The following is a 22,006-nucleotide window of genomic DNA, read 5'->3' as shown; positions in this document are numbered from 1 at the left end:
GCCGCTGATCGCCCTGATGACCGACCAGGTCGAGGCCCTGAGACAGCAGGGGGTGGCGGCGGCCCGGCTGGATTCCGGCGTCTCGCTGGACGACCGGTCGGAGATCTGGCGGGCGGCGCGGGCCGGCGAACTGGATCTGCTCTATGTCTCGCCCGAGGGACTGGCCCAGCCGCACCTGATCGACCGGCTGCACGACCTGCCGCTGTCGCTGATCGCCATCGACGAGGCGCACTGCGTCTCGCAATGGGGACATGACTTCCGGCCCGACTACCGGACGCTCGGCCGGCTGGCGGAGCTGTTTCCCGGCGTGCCGCGGATCGCCGTCACCGCCACCGCCGACGCCCGCACCCGCGAGGACATCGTCCGCTCGCTTCGGCTCGGCGAGGCGCGGGTGGTGGTCGACAGCTTCGCTCGTCCGAACCTGCAGCTCTCGGCGGTGCGCAAGGAGAACGGCTCGCGCGCCCGCACCGACGCCGCGGTCATCGATCTGGTCAGGCGACGACGCGGCAAGTCCGGCGTGGTCTATTGCGGCTCGCGCGACGGCTGCGAGCGGGTGGCCCAGGCCCTGCGCGAGGCCGGGACCAACGCCATCGCCTACCACGCGGGCATGGAGGCGCGCGACCGCGACCGGCGGCTGGAGCGCTTCCTGGCCGAGGACGGGGCGGTGATGGTGGCGACCATCGCCTTCGGCATGGGGGTCGACAAGGCCGACGTGCGCTTCGTCATCCACGCCGACCCGCCGGGTTCGCTCGAAGCCTACTGGCAGGAGATCGGCCGGGCCGGGCGCGACGGCGAGCCCGCCGAGGGCGTCACCCTGTACGGGCCGTCCGACATCGCCTGGACGCTGCGGCGGCTGGAAGGCCGGCCGATGGCCGAGGAGGTCAAGGCGGTGCAGGTGCGCAAGGCGCGCCAGCTGTTCGCCATGCTGGACGGCGCCGTGTGCCGGCCGCAGGCGGTGCGGCGCTATTTCGGCGAGACCGACGCCCGCCCCTGCGGCGTCTGCGACATCTGCCAAGATCCGCCGGCCCTGTTCGACGCCACCGTCCAGGCCCAGAAGGCGCTGGCGGCGGTGCAGCGGCTGGGCGAGCGGTTCGGCCGCGGCCGGGTGATCGACCATCTGCTCGGCAAGACGAAGGACGTACAGCCGTGGGAGACGGCGCTGTCCACCTGGGCCATCGGGGCCGACACGGCCCTGCACACCTGGCGCGACGTGCTCGACCATCTGATGTTCGAGGGCCTGCTGGTCGAGGATCCCAACGAGGGCAAGCCGCTGGTCAGACTGGGCGAACCGGAGGCGGTGCGCGCGGTCTACCGCGGCGAGCGCGTCATCGAGGTGCGTCTCGCGCCGGCGCGGGCGACGGCTTCGCGCGACCGGGTCCGCACCGGCCGCAACGCCGCCCTCGAATCGATGGACGCCGACGTGCGCGCCCGTTTCGAGACCCTGCGGGCGTGGCGGCGGGACCGCGCGGCCGAGCAGCGGGTGCCGCCCTATGTGATCTTCCAGGACCGGACGCTGCTGGAAATCGCCATGGCCGAGCCGGGCGACCTCGAGCGGCTGTCGCATATTCCCGGCGTCGGTCAGACCAAATTGGACCGGTATGGCGAGGGCGTACTGGCCGCCCTGGGCCGGCAGGCGGCCTGAGCGCGGCCGCGAACGGCGTTCCGCTGGTAAGATTCCCGCAAGGTCTCGGAAGGGGGGCCTTAAACTTTCGCGGTCACAGTCCGCCGGTGATCCCCCATCGCGCCCCTTCTCCGCTCGACAAACTGGCCGTGGCGGTCGTCCATGAGCCTGTGCGGGCGGTGAATTCCTACGCCCCCCTGCCCGCGGGCGCGCGCGAGGAGGCCCTGCGCTTCCTGCTGCAGACCGCCGCCGACGCCGGCGTGACCCTCGTGGCGACCAGGCCGGACGGCGACGGCGAGCGCAAACTCGGTCAGGCCTGGCCGTTTCCCTCGCCCTTCCGCGTCACCGTGCGAACCGTGCCGATCACCGAGGGCGTCGACCGGGTCGAGGCGCGGGCGCGCCGCTCGCTGGAACGGCTGGGCCTGCCCCGCGGCGACACCCTTCTGGTCTCCTGCGCCGGCGATCTGGCCGGGGCGGAGGGCCGCGCGCTGTGGGACCGGCTCGAATCGCTGAAGGAGCGCGGCCTCTATCGCCACATCGGCTTCCGCGCCGCCCTCGAGGACGGTCCCGCCCTGCTGGCGCGCCGGTTCCAGCCCGACGTCGTCGAACTGCCGCTGAACCTGCTCGACCAGCGCGTCCAGCATACCGGCGTCCTGTCCGAACTGGCGGCGCTGGATGTGGCCGTCCACGCCACCTCGGTGTTCGCCGACGGCCTGCTGTTCATCAGCGGCGAGCCGCTGCCGCCCGAAATGGCCGGCCACGCCCACGCCCTGTCGCGCATCCGCCGGCGTCTCGCCGAGGCGAGGATCGATCCGATGCAGGCCACCCTGGCCTATGTCATGGGCCTGCCCGAAGTGACGGCGGTGATCGCCAGCGTCGCCTCGGCGGCCGAGCTGCGGGCCGTCGTGGCGGCCGCCAACGCCCAGACCCCGGCGCTGGACTGGGCCGCCCTGCAGCTGGAGCCGGCGACGGCGGCCGCCGCCGGCTTCCGCCGCGTCAGTAGCGCAGCCTGAGCCCCGCATAGGCCGAGCGGCCCGGCTCGCCGTAGCCGAACACCTGCTGATAGCGTTCGTCCGCCAGGTTCTCGATCCGGGCGGTGAGGGAGACCCGACCGGTCAGGGCGTAGGAGCCGTTGAGGTTGGCGGTCACGAAGGCCTCGCGCACGCCGCCGGCGTCGTCCTGGTCGCTCTCCCCGCGCACGGTCAGGGCCGCGGAGAGCCGGTCGCCCGTCCAGCCGAGCGTCGCCGAGCCCGTTCGTTCCGGCACGCGCAGCAGACGGGCCCCGGTGATCCCGTCCCGCGCGTCGGTCCAGGCCCAGGCGAGGCTGAGATCGAAGCCGCCGCCGAGCCGGGCCCGCCCCTCCAGCTCGACCCCGTCGGTCGCCGTCTCGGCGACGTTGACATAGACGCTGTCGAAGCTGGCGGGATCGAAGACGTAGGTGATCTGGTCCTCGACCTCGAGCCGGTAGCCGGTGACCCGGCCCTCGAGGCGCCCGTCGGCCGAGGCCCAGCCGATGGCGACCTCGGCGCCCGCCGCGGTTTCCGGCCGCAGCACCGGGAAGGGTCGGGACGAGAAGCAGAAGTCGCACACGGCCTGGCTGATCGACGGCGCCTTGAAGCCGGTCCCGTACGCCGCCGACAGGGTCACCCCGGCGCCGGCGTCGAACGCCGCCGAAACCCGGCCGGTGGCCTTCGAGCCGAAGTCGTCCGTGTCGTCGAAGCGCAGGGCTCCGGACAGGCTCAGCCGGTCCGTCGGCGCGATCCGGGCGGTGGCGAAGGCCGAGGTCGTGCCGAGGTCTTCGGTGAGGCCGGTCGAGAGGCTGCCTTCGGTCTCCTCCCGCTCCGCGCCGAGCGCGAAGGCGATCCCGGCCGCCTCGCCGTCCGCCTGCCAGCGGTACGCCTGGCGGTCCGCCTCGAAGGCCGAGGGGAAGGCCGAGACCGTCTCCCGGGCGATGTCCGAGGCCGAGACGCTGAAATGGTGCGACAGGCCGAAGGCCTCGAGGCGCAGGCGGCCGAAGCCGGACCACTGCTCGCTGGCCTGGGTGTCCGCGGTGTCGGCGAGGACGAAGGCCGGAGCCGGATAGCCGTCGAGGTCGGCGCGGCTGTCGGTCCAGCGGACCGCACCGTCGACGGAGACGGCGCCGCTGAAGGCGTAGCGGCCCCGGGCGCCGGCGGTGGTCGAGCTGAAGCCGTCCGCCTCCGGATTGCCGTCGGCCGCGTCGGCGGCCGAGATTCCGTCTGTGTCGAAATGCGAGACCCAGGCGCCGAAGCCGTAGCGGTCGGTCGAGACGCCGGCGGCGAGGCGGCCCCGGACGGTGTCGAACGAACCGGCCTCGGCCTCGAAGGCCAGGCCGTCGGGCTCGCGGGTGGTGAAGGCGATCACCCCGCCTATGGCGTCCGAACCCCACAGCGAGGACTGGGGCCCCGACAGCACCTCGATCCGCTCGACGTCAGACAGTTCGAGGCCCGAGAAATCGAAGGCGCCGTTGACCTCGGCCGGGTCGTTGACCGGGACGCCGTCGATCAGCACCAGCGTCTTGCCCGGCGACGCCCCGCGCATCCGCACCTGGGCCACGCCGCCGAAGGCGCCGGAGCGGACCACGGACAGGCCGGGCACGTCGGTCAGTATGTCGGCGGCGAAGACGGCGCCGCGCTGGTCGATGGTCCGGCGGTCGATGACCCGGGCGCCGGGGGTGTCGGCGACGATGGCCGGCAGGCGGGTGGCGGTGACCACCACCTCCGGCAGCAGGTCTGGATCGTCCGGCGTCCGGGCCTGGACTGGGACAGGGAGGCAAACGGCCGCGGCCGTGGCGAGAAGCAGGGATCGCGCGGGTTGGTTTCGCATGGGCGATATCTCCGTCGTCCCCGCGCGAGCGCATCGCGGCGACGTGAGGATGGCGACCGACCCGTTCCGGAAGGAACGGCGCAAGTGTCGGGTCGCCTCGACGGATCACCGCGCCTCTGCCTGGTCCCGGGCAGCGGACGAGCGACGTCGGCGGCCAGGTCTCCTGGCTTGCGGGTCAAAGACGGAGGATCGCGCCTTCCCGGCCGTTCCCGAAGGACGGGGCCAGTGACGCCGGAGCCGAAGCCCCGGACTGATCTTTCGTCTCGCCGCCTACAGTTGCGGGCACAGCCGCGGTGTTGGACCGCGTTCCCTTAACCGCCTGCCCCGCTTGTCGCAGCCCCGCCCTGTTCAGACAAGCGGTTGTGCAGGACGGCGGGGCTGAACGGCTGGCCGGTTCGTCACAAAGAACACGAAGAAGATGAAGTCACGAAGGACACGACGCGACCGGGCGGGCGGCGCCGCAGGCGTTTCGGCCCTCGTCGAATTGAAGGCGCTCTGCGCGGGACGAGGCTCGGCCCCCGTCGTGTCCTTCGTGCTTTCCTTTGTGTCCTTTGTGACGAACCAGCGCTGCCGATCGCCGGCGCCTGTGACGCCGCCTCACCAGCGGTCGGCCTCGTGCGCACGATCCCGCAAGGGAACGCTTGAGGGGGCGCCCGCAATCCTTCACCTTGCGGCGCTCATATGAACGCTCCCCTCGCCCATCCGCCGAAAGCCGAAGCCGTCCCGTCTCCCGAAGGGGTGACGCCGGTCATGGCCCAATTTCTGGCGGCCAAGGCCCAGGCGCCGGACGCGATCCTGTTCTTCCGCATGGGCGACTTCTACGAGCTCTTCTTCAAGGACGCCGAGATCGCCGCGGCGGCCCTGGGCATCACCCTGACCAAACGGGGCAAGCATCAGGGCGAGGACATCCCGATGGCCGGGGTGCCGGTGCATGCGCTGGACGGCTATCTGGCGCGGCTGATCCGGCAGGGCTTCAAGGCGGCGATCTGCGAGCAGCTGGAGGCCCCGTCGGAGGCGAGGAAGCGCGGCTCCAAGGCGGTGGTGCGCCGTGACATCGTCCGCGTGGTGACCCCCGGGACGCTGACCGAGGACTCCCTGCTGGATGCGCGCGGGGCCAACCGTCTGGCGGCGACAGCCGTCCGCAAGGGCCGGGCGGCCGTGGCCGTGGTCGAACTGTCGGCCGGGTCGGTCGACGTCGTCGCCTGTTCGCTGGACGACCTCGCCGCCACCCTCGCCTCATTCCGGCCGTCGGAAGTGCTGGTCCCCGACCGGCTGTTCTCCGACGCGGCGGCGAAGGCGGCGCTCGACGGCTCGGGCGGCGTGGTCCAGGCCCTGCCGCAGGCGCTGGCCGAGCCGGTCGGGGCGCGGGTGCGGGTGGAGCGTCTGTACGGCGTCGCCTCCCTGGACGGTTACGGCGCCTTCGAGGAGGCCGAAGTCTCGGCCCTGGGACTGATCGCCGCCTATCTGGAGACGACCCAGGCGGGGAAGATTCCGGCCCTGTCGCCGCCGCGTCGGTCGGGCGACACGGGCTTTCTCGCCATCGACCCGGCGACCCGCCTGAGCCTCGAGATCGACCGCACCCAGCGCGGCGAGCGCGACGGGTCGCTGCTGGCCTGCCTGGACCGCACGGTCACCGCGGGCGGCGCACGGGCGTTGGCGGAACGGATCGCCCGTCCGCTGCGCGATCCGGTCGCCATCAATCACGGCCTCGACGCGGTCGAGTGGCTGCTGGACCGCCGGGATCTGCGCCGCGACCTGCGCGACGGGCTGCGGGCGGCGCCGGACGTGGCCCGGGCGGTGTCGCGGCTGGCGCTGGGACGCGGCGGCCCGCGCGACCTGGCGGCGATCCGCGCCGGCCTGTCGGTGGCCGAGGGCGTCGCCGGCCTGTTTCCGCCGGAGCGCGATCCCCTGACCGGTCCGCCGGCGCGCCTCTCCGCCTGTCTTGAGCGGCTGGCGCTGTCGCCGGACTCCGGACGGTTGCTGGTCGATCTGGCCGAGGGGCTGGTCGCCGAGCCGCCGCACCTGGCCCGCGACGGCGGCTTCGTTAACGCCGGCTTCCGGCCCGAGCTGGACGAGGCGCGGGCGCTGCGCGACGACAGCCGCCGGGTCGTGGCCGAGCTGGAGGCGCGGGCCGTCGCTGCTTCGGGCGTGCCGTTCAAGATTCGCCACAACGCGGTGCTCGGCTATTTCCTCGAAACCTCGGCCAGGGCCGCCGAGCCGCTGCTTCGACCCACCGGCGACAGTCCCTTCATCCATCGCCAGACCCTCGCCAATCAGGTCCGGTTCACCACTGTCGAACTGTCCGAGCTGGACGCGAAGATCAGCCAGGCCGGTCACCGGGCGCTGGCCATCGAAGGCGAGACCTTCGAGGTCTGGCGCCGCACCGTCCAGTCGCTGGCCCAGCCCCTGCAGGCCGTGGCCGAGGCCCTGGCCGAACTGGACGCCCACGCCGCCCTGGCCGAGTGGGCCGAGGAGGTCGGGGCGGTGCGGCCAACGGTCGACGACACCGCCTGTTTCGAGGTCACGGCCGGGCGTCACCCGGTGGTCGAGGCGGCGGTCAAGTCGGCCGGCGATCCCTACACCCCCAACGACTGCCGGCTGGACGGCTCGGGCGCCGGCTGCGCCCGGCTGTCGATCGTCACCGGCCCGAACATGGCCGGCAAGTCGACCTTCCTGCGCCAGAACGCCCTGCTGGTGGTGCTGGCCCAGGCGGGCGCCTTCGTGCCGGCCAGGGCCATGCGGCTTGGGGTGGTCGACCGCCTGTTCAGCCGGGTCGGCGCGGGCGACGACCTGGCCCGGGGGCGCTCGACCTTCATGATGGAGATGGTCGAAACCGCCGCCATCCTGACCCAGGCGACGGATCGCAGCTTCGTGGTGCTGGACGAGATCGGCCGCGGCACGGCGACCTACGACGGCCTGGCCATCGCATGGGCGGTCGCCGAGGCGCTGCACGACCGCAACCGCGCCCGGACGCTGTTCGCCACCCACTATCACGAGCTGGCCGGACTGGAGACGCGGCTGGCCCACGTTTGCAACCTGTCGATGAAGGCGAAGGAGTGGAACGGAGATCTGGTGTTCCTGCACGAGGCCGCGCCGGGCGCCGCCGACCGGTCCTACGGCGTGCAGGTGGCGAAGCTGGCGGGCGTTCCGGCGGCTGTGGTCAGCCGCGCCCGCGAGGTGCTGGACCGGCTCGAGGGCGAAAAGTCGGCCGCGGTCAGTCTCGACGACCTGCCGCTGTTCGCGGCCGCCGAGCCGCCGGCCCCGCCGCCGTCCTCGGCCCTGAAGGACGCCCTGTCCGCCATCGAGCCGGACGAACTGTCGCCGCGCGAGGCGCTTGAGGCGCTCTACCGCCTGAAGGCCATCAAGGCCTGACCGGGCGGGCGAAGTCGAGGACGCAGACCTCGCGCCAGACCGGATGCGGCGCGCAGGCGGCGCCGATCTGCTCATAGACTGGATTGAACAGGATCCGGCGGTGGCCCCGGTCCGGCACGCCGTCGTCGACGATCAGCTGCAGGATGACGTCCTCGGCCCGGTGCGGCCCATAGGCGATGGCCTCTCCGGTGGCCGACCAGCGGCCGTAACGGCGCATCCGCTCTCCCGGGCTGGAGCCGTCGCCGCCGGCGTGGGCCACCGCCCCGCTGCGGGCCTGATCCGCGGCATGGTCGCCCGCCGCCCGGTCTAGCCCGGCTTGGCCGCGCAGGGCCGGAAGCGGCGTCTGCCGTTCGAGAAAGGCGATCGCCTCCTCGACGGCGGCCACGCCCTCCCGGGTGACCACGGCGGTCTCGCCGGGCCGTTCGATGCGATCGCCCCGGAACAGGGCGCGGAAGGCCCGGACCTTGCGGGCGTAGCCGGCGGGGTCGGTGCGGGCCGCGTTCAGTTCGGCGACGATGTCGGCGCGGGCCGCCGCCGCGACCGGTCCTCTCTCGGGCGGCGCCGGCGAAACGGCCACCGGGGCGCAGCCGGCGAGCAGGGCGGCGGCCAGCAGTCCCCGTATCCCGATCATGCCGTCCCCTCCGCAGCCTTCGCGCCACTGTCGCGCAGGCCGGCGTCACGGTCTATACCGGCGCGATGAGCCCCCGCAGCCGCCGCCCGGCCGACACCGCAGATGTGCGCGGGCCCGACAGCGACGTCTGGGCCGACGCCGCCGCGGCGGCCGATCCGCGCGCCGCCGCCACCGCCCTGCTGCGGCAGTCGTGGGACGCGGCCCGGGCGCGGGCGGCCCAGCGGCTGGAGTACGGGCTGGGCGGCGTCGAGGTGGCCCGGCTGTACGCCGCCGCCGCCGACGAGATGCTGACGTCCCTGTGGCGGTTCGCGACCGGGACCCTGTACCCCGCGCCCAATCCGACCGAGGCGGAGCGCCTCAGCCTGATCGCGGTCGGCGGTTACGGCCGCGGCGTGCTGGCCCCGTTCTCCGATCTCGACCTGCTGTTCCTGCGGCCGTGGAAGCCGATCCCGCGCACCGAGCAGGTCATCGAATTCATGCTCTACGTGCTGTGGGACCTCGGCGTGAAGGTCGGGCAGTCGGCGCGCTCGGTCGACGAATGCCTGGCGCTGGCGAAGTCCGACATGACCGTGCGCACCGCCCTGCTGGAGGCGCGGCCTCTCGCCGGCGACGAACGGCTGGCCGACGACTTCATCGCCCGCTTCCGCGCCATGGTGGTCAAGGCGGATCCCCGACCCTTCATCGCCGCCAAGCTGGAGGAACGTGACGCCCGGCACCAGAAGGCCGGCGCCGTGCGCTACCGCGTCGAGCCCAACGTCAAGGACGGCAAGGGCGGACTGCGCGACCTGAACACCTTGTTCTGGATCGCCCGCTCGCTGGCGCCCGAGAGTCCGCTGGGCGCGCGGGTCATGGACGACCTGCTGACGCCGCGCGAGCGCCGCAGCTTCGAGGAGGCCTTCGACTTCCTGTGGCGGACCCGCGCCCACCTGCATCTCGTGGCCGGGCGGGCCGAGGAGAAACTGACCTTCGACCTGCAGCCCGAGGTGGCCCGGCGCATGGGCTGGCGCGGGCGCGGCGACGAGCCGGCGGTCGAGCGTTTCATGCGCCGCTACTTCCTCGTCGCCCGCGACGTCGGCGGCCTGACCCGCGCCCTGTCGGCCAAGCTGGAGGCGCGCCAGCAGAAGCCGACCCTGAGTCTGTCGCGGCTGATCCCGGGGCGGCGCAAGAACCTCGGCGTGGAAGGCTTCGTCGAGGACGCCGGCCGGCTGTCGGTGACCGGGCCCGAGGTCTTCGCCGCGGCGCCGGAGAAGCTGCTGACGCTGTTCCGCTGCGCCGACGCCCACGATCTGGACCTGCACCCCGACGCCTTCTCGGCGGTCAGCCGGTCGCTGTCGCTGGTCACGCCGTCGCTGCGCCGCGACCCGGAGGCGGCCCGGGCCTTCCTCGACATCCTCGCCCAGGGACAGCGGCCCTACCGGGTGCTGACGCTGATGAACGAGACCGGTCTGCTGGGGCGGTTCCTGCCGGAATGGGGGCGGATCGTCGGCCAGACCCAGTTCAACATGTATCACGCCTATACGGTCGACGAGCACACGCTTCAGGCCATCGGCATCATCAACGACATCTGGCGCGGCAAGCTGAAGGCCGAGCATCCGGTCGCGAGCGAGATCGTCCACCGCATCGACGATTTCGAGGCCCTGATGCTGGCCATGCTGTTGCACGACGTCGGCAAGGGCGGCGATCGCGGCCAGCTGGAGGACGGGGCCATCGCCGCGCGCCGCGCTTGCGACCGGCTCGGGCTCGACCCGCGCCGCACCGAGTTCGTCGTCTGGCTGGTGCGCAATCACCTGGCGCTCAGCGATTACGCCCAGAAGCGCGACGTCTCGGACCCGGAGACGGTGCGCGCCTTCACCGAGCTGGTCGGCGACCCCGAGCGGCTGCGCACCCTGCTGATCCTGACCGTGGCCGACATCCGCGCCGTCGGCCCGGGCGTGTGGAACGGCTGGAAGGGGCAGCTGATCCGCGACCTCTACCAGCGCACCGAGGCGGCCTTCCGGGGCGAGGACATCGCGCGCGCCGATCCGCTGGAGGACTATCCGGCGCTGATCGCCCGGGCCCGGGCCGAAGGGGTCGCCGCCGGGGTCCTCGACGCGGCCGCCGCTGACGGGGGCGACGCCTCGGCGACGCGGGTGGCGGTGGCGGCGGGCGACCGGCCGGGCCTGTTCGCCGACCTCGCCGAGGCCCTCGCGGCCGCGGGGGCCGACGTGGTCGGGGCGCGGGTGGCGACGGCGGAGGACGGCGCGGCGCTCGACGTGTTCGAACTGCAGGACGGCGCCGGCGCTCCCTACGGACAGGCCGAGCCGCGGCGGCTGGAACGCCTGCTCAAGGCCCTGGAGGCGGCGGCGCGCGGCCAGGCGGGGCGGGTCCGCGCGGCGCCCGCGCCGTTCAATCCGCGGCGCGCCGCCTTCGACGTGCGGCCGACGACGATCATCGACCTGGAGCAGAGCCCGACCGCCGCCGTGGTCGAGGTGTCCGGAGCCGACCGACCCGGTCTGCTCGCCGATCTGGCGCGGGTGTTCGCCGGCGCCGGCCTGTCGATCCGCTCGGCCCATATCGCCGGCTTCGGCGAGCGGGCCGTGGACAGCTTCTACGTCACCGACGCGCGGGGCCGGAAGCCGAAGGCGGGCCCGGCGCTGGAGCAGCTGCGGGCCGGGCTGGAGGCCGTTCTGGACCGCAAGGAGCGGACCGAGGGCCGGCGTTCGGCGCCCGTGCGGGCCAGCCTGCGCGACGTCTCCGAACTCGGGCGGCTGCGGCCCGCCCGGCGGCCGGTATCGCGCGCGCCGGAAGCAGGCTAAGGCGCTTTCATGGCCGACAAGACCCCGCCCGCCCCGGAACCCATGGAGCCCGCGCCGGCCGTGCCGTCGGCCTCGGGGACCTCCGAGCCCCTGGTCCAGCCGCCGGCGTCGGCGACGACGGCGCGCAAGGGCGGCGGCATGATGCGGTCGTCGGCGATCTTCAGCGGCCTGACCCTGGTCAGCCGCCTCGCCGGCTTCGCCCGCGACGTGGTCATCTCCGCCGCGCTCGGCGCCTCGGCCGGCCCTGCGGCGGACGCCTACAACACCGCCCTGAATTTCCCGAACCTGTTCCGCCGCATCTTCGCCGAGGGGGCCTTCGCCGCCGCCTTCGTGCCGGCCTATGCGCGGACGCTGCAGGTCGAGGGCGAGGCGGTCGCGGACAAGGTCGCCACCGACGCCCTCGCCGCCGTGGCTTTCGCCACGGTCGTCCTGACGGTGATCGCCCAGCTGACGATGCCGTGGCTGATGACCGTCATCAACGTCGGCTTCCTCGACGACCCGGCGCGCTTCAAGCTGGCCGTGATCCTGACCCAGATCACCATGCCCTATCTGCCGTGCATGGCCATCGCCGCCCTGCTGTCGGGCGTGCTGAACGCCCGCGGCCGGTTCATCGTCTCGGGCGCCTATCCGATCCTGCTGAACCTGATCATGCTCGCCGCGGTCATCCCGGCCCAGGGCGACCAGATCGGAGCCGCCTATGCCGCCTCGTGGGCGGTGCTGGCGGCCGGGGTGTCGCAGGCCGGCCTGTGCTGGTGGGCGGCGCGCAAGGCCGGGGCGAACATCCGCCTCGCATTTCCGACCCTGAGCCCGGCGGTCAAGGCCATCATCATCACCGCCATCCCCGCCGCGATCGGCAATTCGGCGACCCAGATCAACGTCTTCATCTCGGGCAACCTGTCCAGCTTCGTGGCCGGAGGGCGGACGTGGCTGGCCACGGCGGACCGGCTGTACCAGCTGCCGCTGGGCCTCGTCGGCGTGGCCATCGGCATCGCCCTGCTGCCGCGCCTGTCGCGGGCCGTGGCCTCCGGGAACCACGAGCAGCAGCAGGCTTCGATGGACGAGGCCCTGACCCTGTCCATGGCCCTAACCCTGCCGGCGGCGGCGGCCTTGATGGCCATGCCCTATTTCCTGATCGACGCCCTGTTCACGCGCGGGGCCTTCCTCGAGTTCGACGCCGTCAACACGGCGCGAGCCCTGTTCCAGTTCGGCTGGGGCGTGCCGGCCTTCGTGCTGATCCGCATCCTCGCCCCGGCCTTCTTCGCCCGCGGCGACACCCGCACCCCGATGACCTTCTCCCTCGTGTCGGTGGCGGTGAACGCCGCCCTCGCCATCGGGCTGTTCTTCGGAGCCGGCTGGGGCATACCGGGCATCGCGGCGGCGGTCTCGGCCGCGGCCTGGACCAATGTGCTGCTGCTGGGCGGCGCCCTGTGGCGCAGGGGCCTGTACCGCCCGGGCGCCGCGGCTCTTTCGCGGCTGGCGCGGATCGCGGCGGCCTCGGCGGGACTGGCGGTGGTGGTCGGGATCGCCGCCGCCTTCCGCTCCAGCTACGAAGCGCCCGTGGCCGATCTGCTGGGCCGCCTCGGAACCAGCCACGGCGCCAAGGAGGCGGCCCTGCTGCTGGTCACCGGCGCCGGCGGCCTGACCTATGTGGCGCTGGCCTTCGCCACCCGCGCGGTCACCTTCGCCGAGGTCCGCGGCCTGATCCGCCGGACGCGCTAGAGCGGGCGGGTTGCCCTCGCGGTCCCGCTGGGGCATTTGCCGCTCATGTCAGACGCGTCGCCTTCCTCTCCCGCCCCGGCCGCCTACGCCGGCCCGCGCCGCATCCTCAGCGGCATCCAGGCCTCCGGCGCCCTGCATTTGGGCAACTATCTCGGGGCCCTGAAGCGGTTCACCCAGCTGCAGGACACGGGCGCGCCCTGCTTCCTGTTCGTCGCCGACCTGCACGCCATCACCGTGTGGCAGGACCCGGCCCTGCTGACCGCCCAGACGCGCGAGATCGCGGCCGCCTATCTGGCCTCGGGGCTTGACCCGGCGCGCTCGGTGATCTTCCCGCAGTCGGCGGTGCGGGCCCATGCCGAGCTGGCGTGGATCTTCAACTGCGTCGCCCGGCTCGGCTGGCTGGACCGGATGACCCAGTTCAAGGAGAAGTCCGGCAAGCACAAGGAGCGCTCGTCGGTCGGCCTCTACACCTATCCGGTGCTGCAGGCGGCCGACATCCTGCTGTACAAGGCCACCGAGGTGCCGACGGGCGAGGACCAGAAGCAGCACCTCGAGTTGACCCGCGACATCGCCGCCAAATTCAACAACGATTTCGGCGTGCCCGGCTTCTTCCCCCTGCCCGAGCCCCTGACCCAGGGGCCGGCTCCGCGCGTCATGAGCCTGCGCGACGGGGCGGCCAAGATGTCCAAGTCCGACCCGTCCGACCAGTCGCGCATCAACCTGACCGACGACGCCGACTCCATCGTCGCCAAGATCCGCAAGGCCAAGACCGATCCCGAGCCGCTGCCGGAATCGGTCGAGGGACTGGACGCCCGGCCCGAGGCGAAGAACCTCGTCACCATCTACGCCGCCCTCGCCGACGAGACCCGCGAACAGGTGCTGCGCGAGTGGGGCGGCAAGGGCTTCGGCGCCTTCAAGCCGGCCCTGGCCGAGCTGGCCGTGGCCTCGATGGCCCCGGTCACGGCCGAGATGCGCCGGCTGATGGCAGATCCGGCCGAGATCGACCGCGTGCTGAAGGACGGCGCCGACCGCGCCACGGCCATCGCCGATCCGGTGCTGGACGAGGTCAGGAAGATCGTCGGCTTCTGGCGGGCCTAGACGCGGTTTCCGGACCTGGCGTCCCGGGAGGGGCTGGCGAACGGCGGCGCTTCACCTAGTTAGGTCGCATGGCCCTGAAGCACCCTCTCGACCGACCCGTCTGGAGCGCCCTGACCGGACGGCAGGCGCCGCTCGCGCTCGGCGACGCCCGGGCGTGGCGCATCGATCCGGCCTACGGCCTGTTCGCAGCGGCGGCCGACGATTCTCCCGGAGCCACGGAAGCGCTGGGGCGGCTCAACCTGTCGCCGAACGGCATGGGCCTGGTGGAGACGGCCGACATGCCCGTTCCGCCGGGGGCGGTGGTCCGCAGCCGCGCCGCCTGCGTGCAGATGGTCGCGTCCTCCCTGAACGGCGGCGGCAAGGCGGTGGCGTTCGAGCCGCTGGGCGAGGCGGACGCGGCCGAGATGCTGGCGCTGGCCACCCTGACCGTGCCCGGTCCGTTCTTCGAGAAGACCCACCGGCTCGGCGACTTCATCGGCGTGAAGCAAGACGGCCGGCTGGTGGCCATGGCCGGGGAGCGGATGAAGCCGGAGGGCTTCACCGAGGTTTCCGGCGTCTGCACCCATCCCGACTTTCGCGGTCGGGGCTACGCCGGGGCGCTGATGCGGGTGGTCACCGGCCGCATTCTCGAACGCCGGGAGCAGGCCTTCCTGCACGCCTATGCGGCGCATACGGCGACCATCGCCCTGTACCAGACGCTCGGCTTCGAGGTGCGGACGCCGATCACCTACACGGTGCTGGACGGGCCGGCGTAAACCACGAGACGGCGGTGTTTCCTTCTCCCCTCCGGGGGAGAAGGTGGGCGGCGCAGCCGCTCGGATGAGGGGGATGTTTGAGGCAGGCGGACCGATGGCCGGTCCGGAGCCGGCTCACCCCTCATCCGGCCTCCCGGCCACCTTCTCCCCCAGGGGGAGAAGGTGGCCGGTTACCCCACCCGGTCCAGCCGCGCGATGAAGAACCCGTCCAGCCCGCCCTTTTCCGCCCACATCGACGGCAGGACGCGCAGCCAGCCTTCCGGGGTCAGGGCCTCCGCCGGGGCGCCGAGGTCGGCCGGGACGGCGGGGGCGGTCCGGAAGGCGGGGTTGCGGCGCAGGAAGGCGATCACCTGGGTCTCGCCCTCCTCGCGCTCCAGCGAGCAGACGCAATAGACCAGCCGGCCGCCCGGTTTGACGCGCCCGGCGGCGGCGTCGAGCAGACGGTGCTGGACGTCGGCCAGCTTGGCCACATCGGCCGGTTTGGTGGCGCGCAGCACCTCCGGATTGCGCCGGAAGGTGCCGGTGGCCGTGCAGGGGGCGTCGAGCAGGACGGCGTCGAAGGTGCGCGGGTCGTCCCAGTCCTCGGCGGGCGTGACCACGACCTCGGCGGTCAGGCCGGTGCGGGTCAGATTGGCGCGCAGCCGGTCCAGCCGCTTGTCCGACCGGTCCAGCGCCACCACCGCGGCGCCGGCGGCGGCCAGCTGCAGGGTCTTGCCGCCGGGGGCGGCGCAGAAGTCGGCGACCGTCTCGCCCGCTTTCGGCGCCAGCAGGCGGACCGGAATGGCGGCGGCGGCGTCCTGGACCCACCAGCTTCCGTCCTCGAAGCCGGGCCAGCCGGAGATGTCGCCGCGCCGGCCGGTGCGCACCGTCCCGCCCGGCAAGACCTCGCCGTCGACGGCCTCGGCCACGGCGGCGGGATCGGCGCCCGGCCTGAGGCTGAGGTCGGTGGCCGGCTCCTCGCGGGCGGCCAGGGCCAGCCCGGCCAGCGCCGGTTCGCCATAGGTCGCGCGCCAGCGGGCGGACAGCCAGTCGGGCAGGTTGGACTCGGCGGTTGTCAGGCCGGGACCTTCCCGCTCGATGCCGCGCAGCACGGCGTTGACGAGGTTCTTGTAGGGCCGGGTCTTCGGATCGCGCTCGGCCAGTTTCACGGCCGTCGACACCGCGGCGAAGGCGGGGGTCTCGAGCACCAGGGTCTGGGCCAGGGCGACGCGCAGGATGGTGCGCACCGCCAGCGGAGGGCCCTTCTGCAGGCGGCGATCGAGAATCTGGTCGATCTCGCCGAGGCGGCGCAGGGCGGCCATGGCCACGGCGCGGGCGAAGGCGCGGTCGGGGCCCGGCAGGTCGGCGACCTCGCGGAACGACAGGGCGGCGTCCAGTCCTCCGCGCCCCTCCAGCGCCGCATTCAGCAGCACACCGGCGGCCAGCCGGGCCTCGACGCCGATGTCGGCGGCCTCGTCGCGCGGCAGCTGGACCTTCGGCGGACGCGGCCCGCGGGACTTCTCGGCCATGCGGCGGCCGCGCGCGGCGGAGCTGCTGCCGCCGCCTGACGGCGCGCGGCTCACACCGACACCTGGGTGCCGAGCTCGACCACCCGTCCGGGCGGAATGTGGAAGAAGTCGGTCGGGTTGGCGGCGTTGCGCATCAGGAAGATGTACAGCCGGTCCTGCCACAGCGGCATGCCCTGGCTGGCCGAGGGAATGATCGAGCGGCGGCCGAGGAAGAAGCTGGTCGACATGATGTCGAACTTCAGCCCCTGCTGCTTGCGGCAGACGTTGAGCGCCTTGGGCACGTTGGGCCGCTCCATGAAGCCGTAGGAGATGACCAGCTTCTTGAAGTCGTCCGAGATCGGCTCGATGCGCACCCGGTCGGCCTCGGCGACGCGCGGCCGGTCGGTGGTGCGCACGGTCAGGATGACGTTCTTCTCGTGCAGCACCTTGTTGTGCTTGAGATTGTGCATCAGGGCGACGGGGGCGATGTCGGGGTCCGAGGTCAGGAAGATCGCCGTGCCCGGGGCGCGGTGCGGGGGCCGGGCGCGCAGCATCTCGATCAGGTCGGTCAGCGGCAGGCTGTCCTTGCGCGTCTTCTCCGAGATGATCTGGGTGCCGCGCACCCAGGTCCACATCAGCAGCACCAGGGCGGCGCCGAGCACCAGCGGGAACCAGGCGCCCTGCGGGATTTTCAGCATGTTCGAGGTCAGGAACACCAGGTCCAGCGCGATCAGCGGGCTGATGGCGGCGAGCGACAGGGGCAGGGACCATTTCCACAGCTTGCGGACGATGAACCAGGCCAGCAGGCTGTCGACGAACATCGAGCCGGTGACGGCGATGCCGTAGGCGGCCGCCAGGTTGGTCGAGGTCTGGAAGGTGACCAGCAGGGCCAGCACCCCCAGCATCAGCATCATGTTGACCGAGGGCACGAAGATCTGCCCCGCCTGGCTCTCCGAAGTGTTGCGGATGTCGATGCGCGGCAGCAGGCCCAGCTGCACCGCCTGCTGGGTGACCGAGAAGGCGCCGGTGATGACGGCCTGCGAGGCGATGACGGTGGCGATGGTGGCCATGACCAGCACCGGCCAGTAGGCGACCTCGGGAACCATCATCCAGAACGGATTCTCGGCCGCGGCGCGGTTGTCGAGCACCAGCGCCCCCTGGCCGAGGTAGTTGAGCGTCAGGCATGGCAGGACGAACCACAGCCAGCCCATGCGGATGGGGGCCTTACCGAAATGCCCCATGTCGGCGTAGAGCGCCTCGGCCCCGGTCACGGCGAGGAAGACACTGCCGAGAATGACGAAGCCGAGGAAGCCGTTGTCGAACAGGAACAGCACGCCGTAGTGCGGCGACAGGGCGCGGAAGATCGAGGGGTCGTCGAAGATGTGCCAGACGCCGAGCCCTGCCAGGATCAGGAACCAGATGGCCGTCAGCGGGCCGAAGAAGCGGGCCACGCTGGCCGTGCCGCGCGACTGGATCAGGAACAGGGCGATCAGGATGCCCGCCGCGATCGGCACCACGAAACTGTCGAGCTGCCCCGACAGGCCCGGCGCGTCGCGCAGGCCCTCGACCGCCGACAGCACCGAGACGGCGGGCGTGATCACCCCGTCGCCGTAGAACAGGGCCGCGCCGCAGACGCCGAGCAGGAAGATCAGGCCGGAGCGGCGCCCGACGGCGCGCTGGGCCAGGGCCATCAGGGCCAGGGTGCCGCCCTCGCCCTTGTTGTCGGCCTTCATCAGGAAGACGACGTATTTCAGGGTCACGACCAGGATCAGGGCCCAGAACACCAGCGAGACGACACCGAGAATGGCCAGCTCGGCCGTGCCGCCGCTGCGGCTGTGGTGCAGCGCCTCGCGCATGGCGTAGAGCGGGCTGGTGCCGATGTCGCCGAAGACGACGCCGATGGCGCCGATGATCAGGCCCCATTTGCCGGCCTTGACGTGGCCGCCCTCGCCGGCCGCCGCGGGGTGCGGGTGGGCCGGAGCGACCGACTTGTCCTGGGATGCTGGGGAATTCGCGGCGGACCTGCCGTCTTCACCTTGGGGAGTGGCCCCGACCATGAAGTGCCTCCGGGACGCCGCACGGCGCGGTTCCCATCAAAAGAGCGGCGAGCCTTTAGGCCCTTTCACCGGGCGGTTCAATCGTGCGGCGGATGCGAAGGTTGCACGAGTCGGGCGGCCGCCGGGAACGATGTTTGTGAAAGCGCCGCCGGCGTCCTATCTTGGGGACAACGCCATGTCCGACAGCCAACGCTTTCCCGTCGCCGCCCACGCCCTGGCCTATCTGGCCCACAAGGGCGCCTACTCGCCGGCCGAGGCCGCGCCGAGCGCGGTTCTGGCCGCCTCGATCCCGACCAATCCGGTGGTGGTGCGGCGCGTGACGGCCCTGCTGGCCAAGGCGGGCCTGATCGCCACGCGGCCGGGCGCCTCGGGCGGGGCCTGGCTGCTGCACCGGCCCGAGACCATCAGCCTCGACACGGTGCTGCGCGCGGTCAACGGCTGCGCCCACCTCGGTTCGCCGCCGGCCGGGGCCAGGAACTGCCCGGTCAGCACCCACATTCCCCGTCAGGTGGCCAAGGCCCTGACCGCCGCCGACCGCGCCGCCGGCGAGGCCCTGTCGAAGATCACCATCGCCGACCTGCTGGCCGAGGATCCGCCGTCCCTGGCGCCCTTCGCGCCGCATTCGTCCTGCCCGGTCGCCGCCTGACCGTCCGGCGCCGCACCGTCCTGATCACCGGGGCCTCCGCCGGCATCGGTGCGGCCCTGGCCCGGGTCTACGCCGCAAACGGCTGGGACCTGATGCTCACGGCCCGCCGCGAAGGCCCGCTGCGCGCCCTCGCCGACGAACTGGCGGGGCAGGGCGCGACCGCCGCCGTCCTTCCCGAAGACCTCGCCGACCCCGCCGCGCCGCGCCGCCTGTACGACGCCATCGCGGCGAAAGGCGTGACCATGGACGGCCTCGTCAACAACGCCGGCTTCAGCCGCACCGCCCGCTTTCTCAAGACCGATCCGGAGGCCCACGCCGCCATGATCCGCGTCATGCTCACCGCGCCGGTCGAGCTCTCCCGGCTGTTCGCGCCCGGCATGGTCGAGCGGGGCTACGGCCGCATCCTCAACGTCGCCTCTCTGGCCGGGCGGATGCCGGCTACGGGCGGCGACACCCTCTACGGGCCGATCAAGTCGTTCCTGATCAAGGCCTCGCAGGGCCTGCATCTGGAGCTGCGCGGGACCGGGGTGCACGTCACCGCCCTCTGCCCCGGCTACACCCTGACCGAGTTCCATGACGCCAACGGCACGCGCGCCGAGGTCTCCGCCGCCTACCCCGGCTGGATGTGGCAGACCGCCGACCATGTGGCCCGGGTCGGCTACGCGGCTTGCGAAGCGAACCGGCCCTCAGTCACGCCCGGGGCGATGAACAACCTGCTGGCCGGCCTCGCCAAACACCTGCCGGACCGGCTGGCCCTGGCCATGGTCGGCGGCCACGCGAAACGGCTGAAGCGGATATGACCCCCGGTCAGTGCCCGCCGCTCGGATACGGCGTGGTCACCGCGCCCGAGATCATGCCGGGGATGGCTTCCGACAGGCCCAGCAGGATGAACTGGATGGCGAGGGCGCACAGGATCAGGCCCAGCACCCGCACGACGATGGCCATGCCGACCTCGCCGAGAAGGCGGCTGATCGGGCCGGTGGCGGCGAAGCAGGCGAAGGTGGCGAGGCCCGCCGCGCCGATGGCGACGAGGCCCGCGGCCTGACCGGCCGGCCCGATCTTCTCGGCCTCCCCGGCCTGGATGATGATGGTCGAGATGGCCCCGGGGCCGATCAGCAGGGGCATGGCGAAGGGCACCACCAGCCGCTGGAACCGGCGCCGGGCGTAGCCGCGCACGTCCTTGGCGTCGGCCACGGCGTCGGCGTCGGCGAACATCTTGAGGAAGTCCTCGCGGGTCATGTCGAGCCCGAGCAGCAGCAGCAGGATGCCGCCCGCGATCCTGAACGCCGCGAGCGAGATGCCGAAGAACTGCAGCAGGCCCAGGCCGGTGAAGAAGAAGAAGGCGAGGAAGGCGACGATGAACAGGCAGATCAGGGCCGAGACCGACAGGCGCTGGCGCAGGCTGGCCCCCGCCGTCGCCGCCGCGAAGATCGGCACGTTGCCGATCGGATCGACGAGGGCGAACAGGGCCACGAACAGGTTGACGCCCAGATCGACCGCGTCCATGTGCTGACCTCGCCCTGCAATTCACCCAGACCACGGCCATCAAGGCTGACGCCCGTCCGCGCGTCCAGTTCTAGCTGAGCCAGAGGAGCGACGCCATGACGCCCGTGCTGACCGACTCCCGCCTGATCGTCGGCCTCGACCTGCCCTCCATCGAGGCGGCGCGCGAGATGGTCGACCGGATCGGGGCCACGGTCTCGGCCTACAAGATCGGGCTGACGCTGCTGGCGCGGCCCGGCGGCGTGGCCTTCGCCCACGAGCTCAGGGCGCGCGGCAAGACGGTTTTCCAGGACTGGAAGCTGCACGACATCGGCGCCCAGGTGGAAGGCGCGGCGCGCGCCGTGGCCGAGGGCGGCTGCGACCTGCTGACGGTCCACGCCGAGCCGCAGGTGATGCGCGGGGCGGTCAAGGGGCGCGACGCGGCGGGGACCGGCGTGAAACTGCTGGCGGTGACGGTGCTGACCAGCCTCTCGGACGCCGACCTGACCGACCTGGGCTACGGCTTCAGCGCCGCCGATCTGGTCGAGCGGCGGGTGCGGCAGGCCCTGGACTGCGGCGTCGACGGGGTGGTGTCGAGCCCGCTGGAGGCGGCGCGGGTGCGGGAGATCGCGCGCGAGGCGGGGCGTCCGGACTTCCTGATCGTCACCCCGGGCGTGCGGCCCGAGGGCGCGGACCGGGGCGACCAGCAGCGGGTGGCCACGCCGCGCGAGGCGCTGCTGGCCGGAGCGACGCATCTGGTCGTGGCCCGGCCGGTGATCGGGGCCGACAATCCGCTGACGGCCGCCTCGGCCATCGTCGAGTCGATCGACGGGTTCGCCGCCTAGCCCCGTTCGCCGGGCTCCTGCCGGTATTCCTGCCGCGGCGGGGCGTCGTGGCGCGGACGCCGGGGCCGGTGCGGCCGCGCCGGCGGCGGGGCCGGGGGCTCGTAGCGCGGCGGCTCGGGCAGGTAGGGCGGCGGATAGGGCGCCGGCTCGCGGCAGTCGCAATCGCGCCGGCCGTCGATATAGCCGCGCTCGTAGTCGCCGATGCCGTAGTCGGCGTCCTCGTGGCGCCCGCCCCAGTCGTATTCGCCGTATTCCTCGTACGCCTCGTAGCTCTCGAACTCCTCGTAGCTTTCGTAGCGCTCGTAGGTGCTTTCCCCGTAGGCGTCGTGGCGCTCGCTGTAGCCGTAGCGGCCGCCGCGGTCGAAACCGTGATCCTCATGGCCATAGCGGCCGCCGCACGAGGGCGGGCGGCGGCCCTCGCGGCCGAAGCCGGTCACCACATAGCCGAACGGGGCGCTGGCGCAGGCCAGCACGCGACGGTCGATGTCGTAATAGACCGGGGCCCCGACATAGCCGTAGCCGCCCATGTCGCCGCCATAGCCGCCGCCGACGTAGACCGTGCCGCCGCCACCGCGTCCGCGCATGCCGCCGACGTCGTAGGCGCGGGCGTTGAAATGGGAGCTGGCCGACGCTTCGGCGAACGCCTGGGCGCTG

Annotated in this window: 16 protein-coding genes and 1 riboswitch; of the genes, 10 read left to right on the top strand and 6 right to left on the bottom strand. The window is 72.6% G+C overall.

Annotated features, from left to right (window positions below):
- On the top strand, positions 1–1,642 hold a 1,642-nt coding region (locus VGD32_RS02740), incomplete at its 5' end, for a RecQ family ATP-dependent DNA helicase (protein WP_331030370.1).
- Between the two features lie 86 nt (positions 1,643–1,728).
- The gene (locus VGD32_RS02735) at positions 1,729–2,634 is read left to right on the top strand and encodes an aldo/keto reductase (RefSeq protein ID WP_331030369.1); all 906 of its coding nucleotides are present in this window, start codon (positions 1,729–1,731) and stop codon (positions 2,632–2,634) included.
- On the opposite strand, the gene VGD32_RS02730 is transcribed toward VGD32_RS02735, so the two are convergent.
- The gene (locus VGD32_RS02730) at positions 2,618–4,465 is read right to left on the bottom strand and encodes a TonB-dependent receptor plug domain-containing protein (protein WP_331030368.1); all 1,848 of its coding nucleotides are present in this window, start codon (positions 4,463–4,465) and stop codon (positions 2,618–2,620) included. The two genes, VGD32_RS02735 and VGD32_RS02730, sit on opposite strands and share 17 nt — an antisense overlap.
- Positions 4,466–4,621: 156 nt before the next feature.
- A riboswitch (cobalamin riboswitch) is annotated at positions 4,622–4,777 on the bottom strand.
- Between the two features lie 369 nt (positions 4,778–5,146).
- On the opposite strand from VGD32_RS02730, the gene mutS reads away from it, so the two are divergent.
- Positions 5,147–7,837, top strand: a complete 2,691-nt coding sequence (gene mutS / locus VGD32_RS02725) for a DNA mismatch repair protein MutS (RefSeq protein ID WP_331030367.1) — start codon at positions 5,147–5,149, stop codon at positions 7,835–7,837.
- Here the strand turns inward: mutS and VGD32_RS02720 are convergent.
- A complete protein-coding gene (locus tag VGD32_RS02720) occupies positions 7,827–8,468 on the bottom strand; it encodes a CAP domain-containing protein (protein ID WP_331030366.1) in 642 nt (213 codons plus the stop codon). The genes mutS and VGD32_RS02720 overlap by 11 nt on opposite strands.
- A gap of 65 nt (positions 8,469–8,533) precedes the next feature.
- On the opposite strand from VGD32_RS02720, the gene glnD reads away from it, so the two are divergent.
- The 4 genes from glnD (at position 8,534) to VGD32_RS02700 (ending at position 14,835) form a co-directional block, all read left to right on the top strand.
- Positions 8,534–11,263: a [protein-PII] uridylyltransferase gene (gene glnD, locus VGD32_RS02715; protein ID WP_331030365.1), complete on the top strand. Its 2,730-nt coding sequence runs from the start codon at positions 8,534–8,536 to the stop codon at positions 11,261–11,263.
- 9 nt (positions 11,264–11,272) lie between these two features.
- Complete coding sequence (gene murJ, locus VGD32_RS02710; RefSeq protein ID WP_331030364.1) at positions 11,273–12,982, top strand: murein biosynthesis integral membrane protein MurJ; 1,710 nt, start codon at positions 11,273–11,275, stop codon at positions 12,980–12,982.
- 45 nt (positions 12,983–13,027) lie between these two features.
- Complete coding sequence (gene trpS, locus VGD32_RS02705) at positions 13,028–14,080, top strand: tryptophan--tRNA ligase (protein ID WP_331030363.1); 1,053 nt, start codon at positions 13,028–13,030, stop codon at positions 14,078–14,080.
- Positions 14,081–14,148: 68 nt separating this feature from the next.
- Positions 14,149–14,835, top strand: a complete 687-nt coding sequence (locus tag VGD32_RS02700) for a GNAT family N-acetyltransferase (protein ID WP_331030362.1) — start codon at positions 14,149–14,151, stop codon at positions 14,833–14,835.
- A 170-nt stretch (positions 14,836–15,005) separates the two neighbouring features.
- Here VGD32_RS02700 and VGD32_RS02695 read toward each other — a convergent pair whose 3' ends face one another.
- Together VGD32_RS02695 and VGD32_RS02690 are read right to left on the bottom strand one after the other, a co-directional pair.
- Positions 15,006–16,343: an RsmB/NOP family class I SAM-dependent RNA methyltransferase gene (locus VGD32_RS02695; protein ID WP_331030361.1), complete on the bottom strand. Its 1,338-nt coding sequence runs from the start codon at positions 16,341–16,343 to the stop codon at positions 15,006–15,008.
- A 50-nt stretch (positions 16,344–16,393) separates the two neighbouring features.
- Positions 16,394–18,379, bottom strand: coding sequence for a potassium transporter Kup (locus tag VGD32_RS02690; protein ID WP_331030360.1), 1,986 nt, complete (start codon positions 18,377–18,379; stop codon positions 16,394–16,396).
- A 175-nt stretch (positions 18,380–18,554) separates the two neighbouring features.
- Here VGD32_RS02690 and VGD32_RS02685 point away from each other — a divergent pair, with 175 nt between their 5' ends.
- Positions 18,555–19,025, top strand: coding sequence for an Rrf2 family transcriptional regulator (locus VGD32_RS02685; protein WP_331030359.1), 471 nt, complete (start codon positions 18,555–18,557; stop codon positions 19,023–19,025).
- A complete protein-coding gene (locus tag VGD32_RS02680) occupies positions 19,022–19,825 on the top strand; it encodes an SDR family oxidoreductase (protein WP_331030372.1) in 804 nt (267 codons plus the stop codon). The genes VGD32_RS02685 and VGD32_RS02680 overlap by 4 nt, the downstream gene beginning before the upstream one ends.
- Positions 19,826–19,832: 7 nt before the next feature.
- Here VGD32_RS02680 and VGD32_RS02675 read toward each other — a convergent pair whose 3' ends face one another.
- Positions 19,833–20,531, bottom strand: a complete 699-nt coding sequence (locus VGD32_RS02675) for a MarC family protein (RefSeq protein ID WP_331030358.1) — start codon at positions 20,529–20,531, stop codon at positions 19,833–19,835.
- A gap of 104 nt (positions 20,532–20,635) precedes the next feature.
- Here VGD32_RS02675 and pyrF point away from each other — a divergent pair, with 104 nt between their 5' ends.
- Positions 20,636–21,352, top strand: a complete 717-nt coding sequence (pyrF, locus tag VGD32_RS02670; RefSeq protein ID WP_331030371.1) for an orotidine-5'-phosphate decarboxylase — start codon at positions 20,636–20,638, stop codon at positions 21,350–21,352.
- Here pyrF and VGD32_RS02665 read toward each other — a convergent pair.
- The coding region (locus tag VGD32_RS02665) for a hypothetical protein (RefSeq protein ID WP_331030357.1) at positions 21,349–22,006 on the bottom strand (658 nt) is incomplete at its 5' end. The two genes, pyrF and VGD32_RS02665, sit on opposite strands and share 4 nt — an antisense overlap.

It is taken from the genome of Brevundimonas sp., from assembly GCF_036402095.1.
In the GTDB taxonomy this organism is placed as follows: Bacteria; Pseudomonadota; Alphaproteobacteria; order Caulobacterales; family Caulobacteraceae; genus Brevundimonas.
This window is presented reverse-complemented; position numbering and strand designations above follow the sequence as displayed.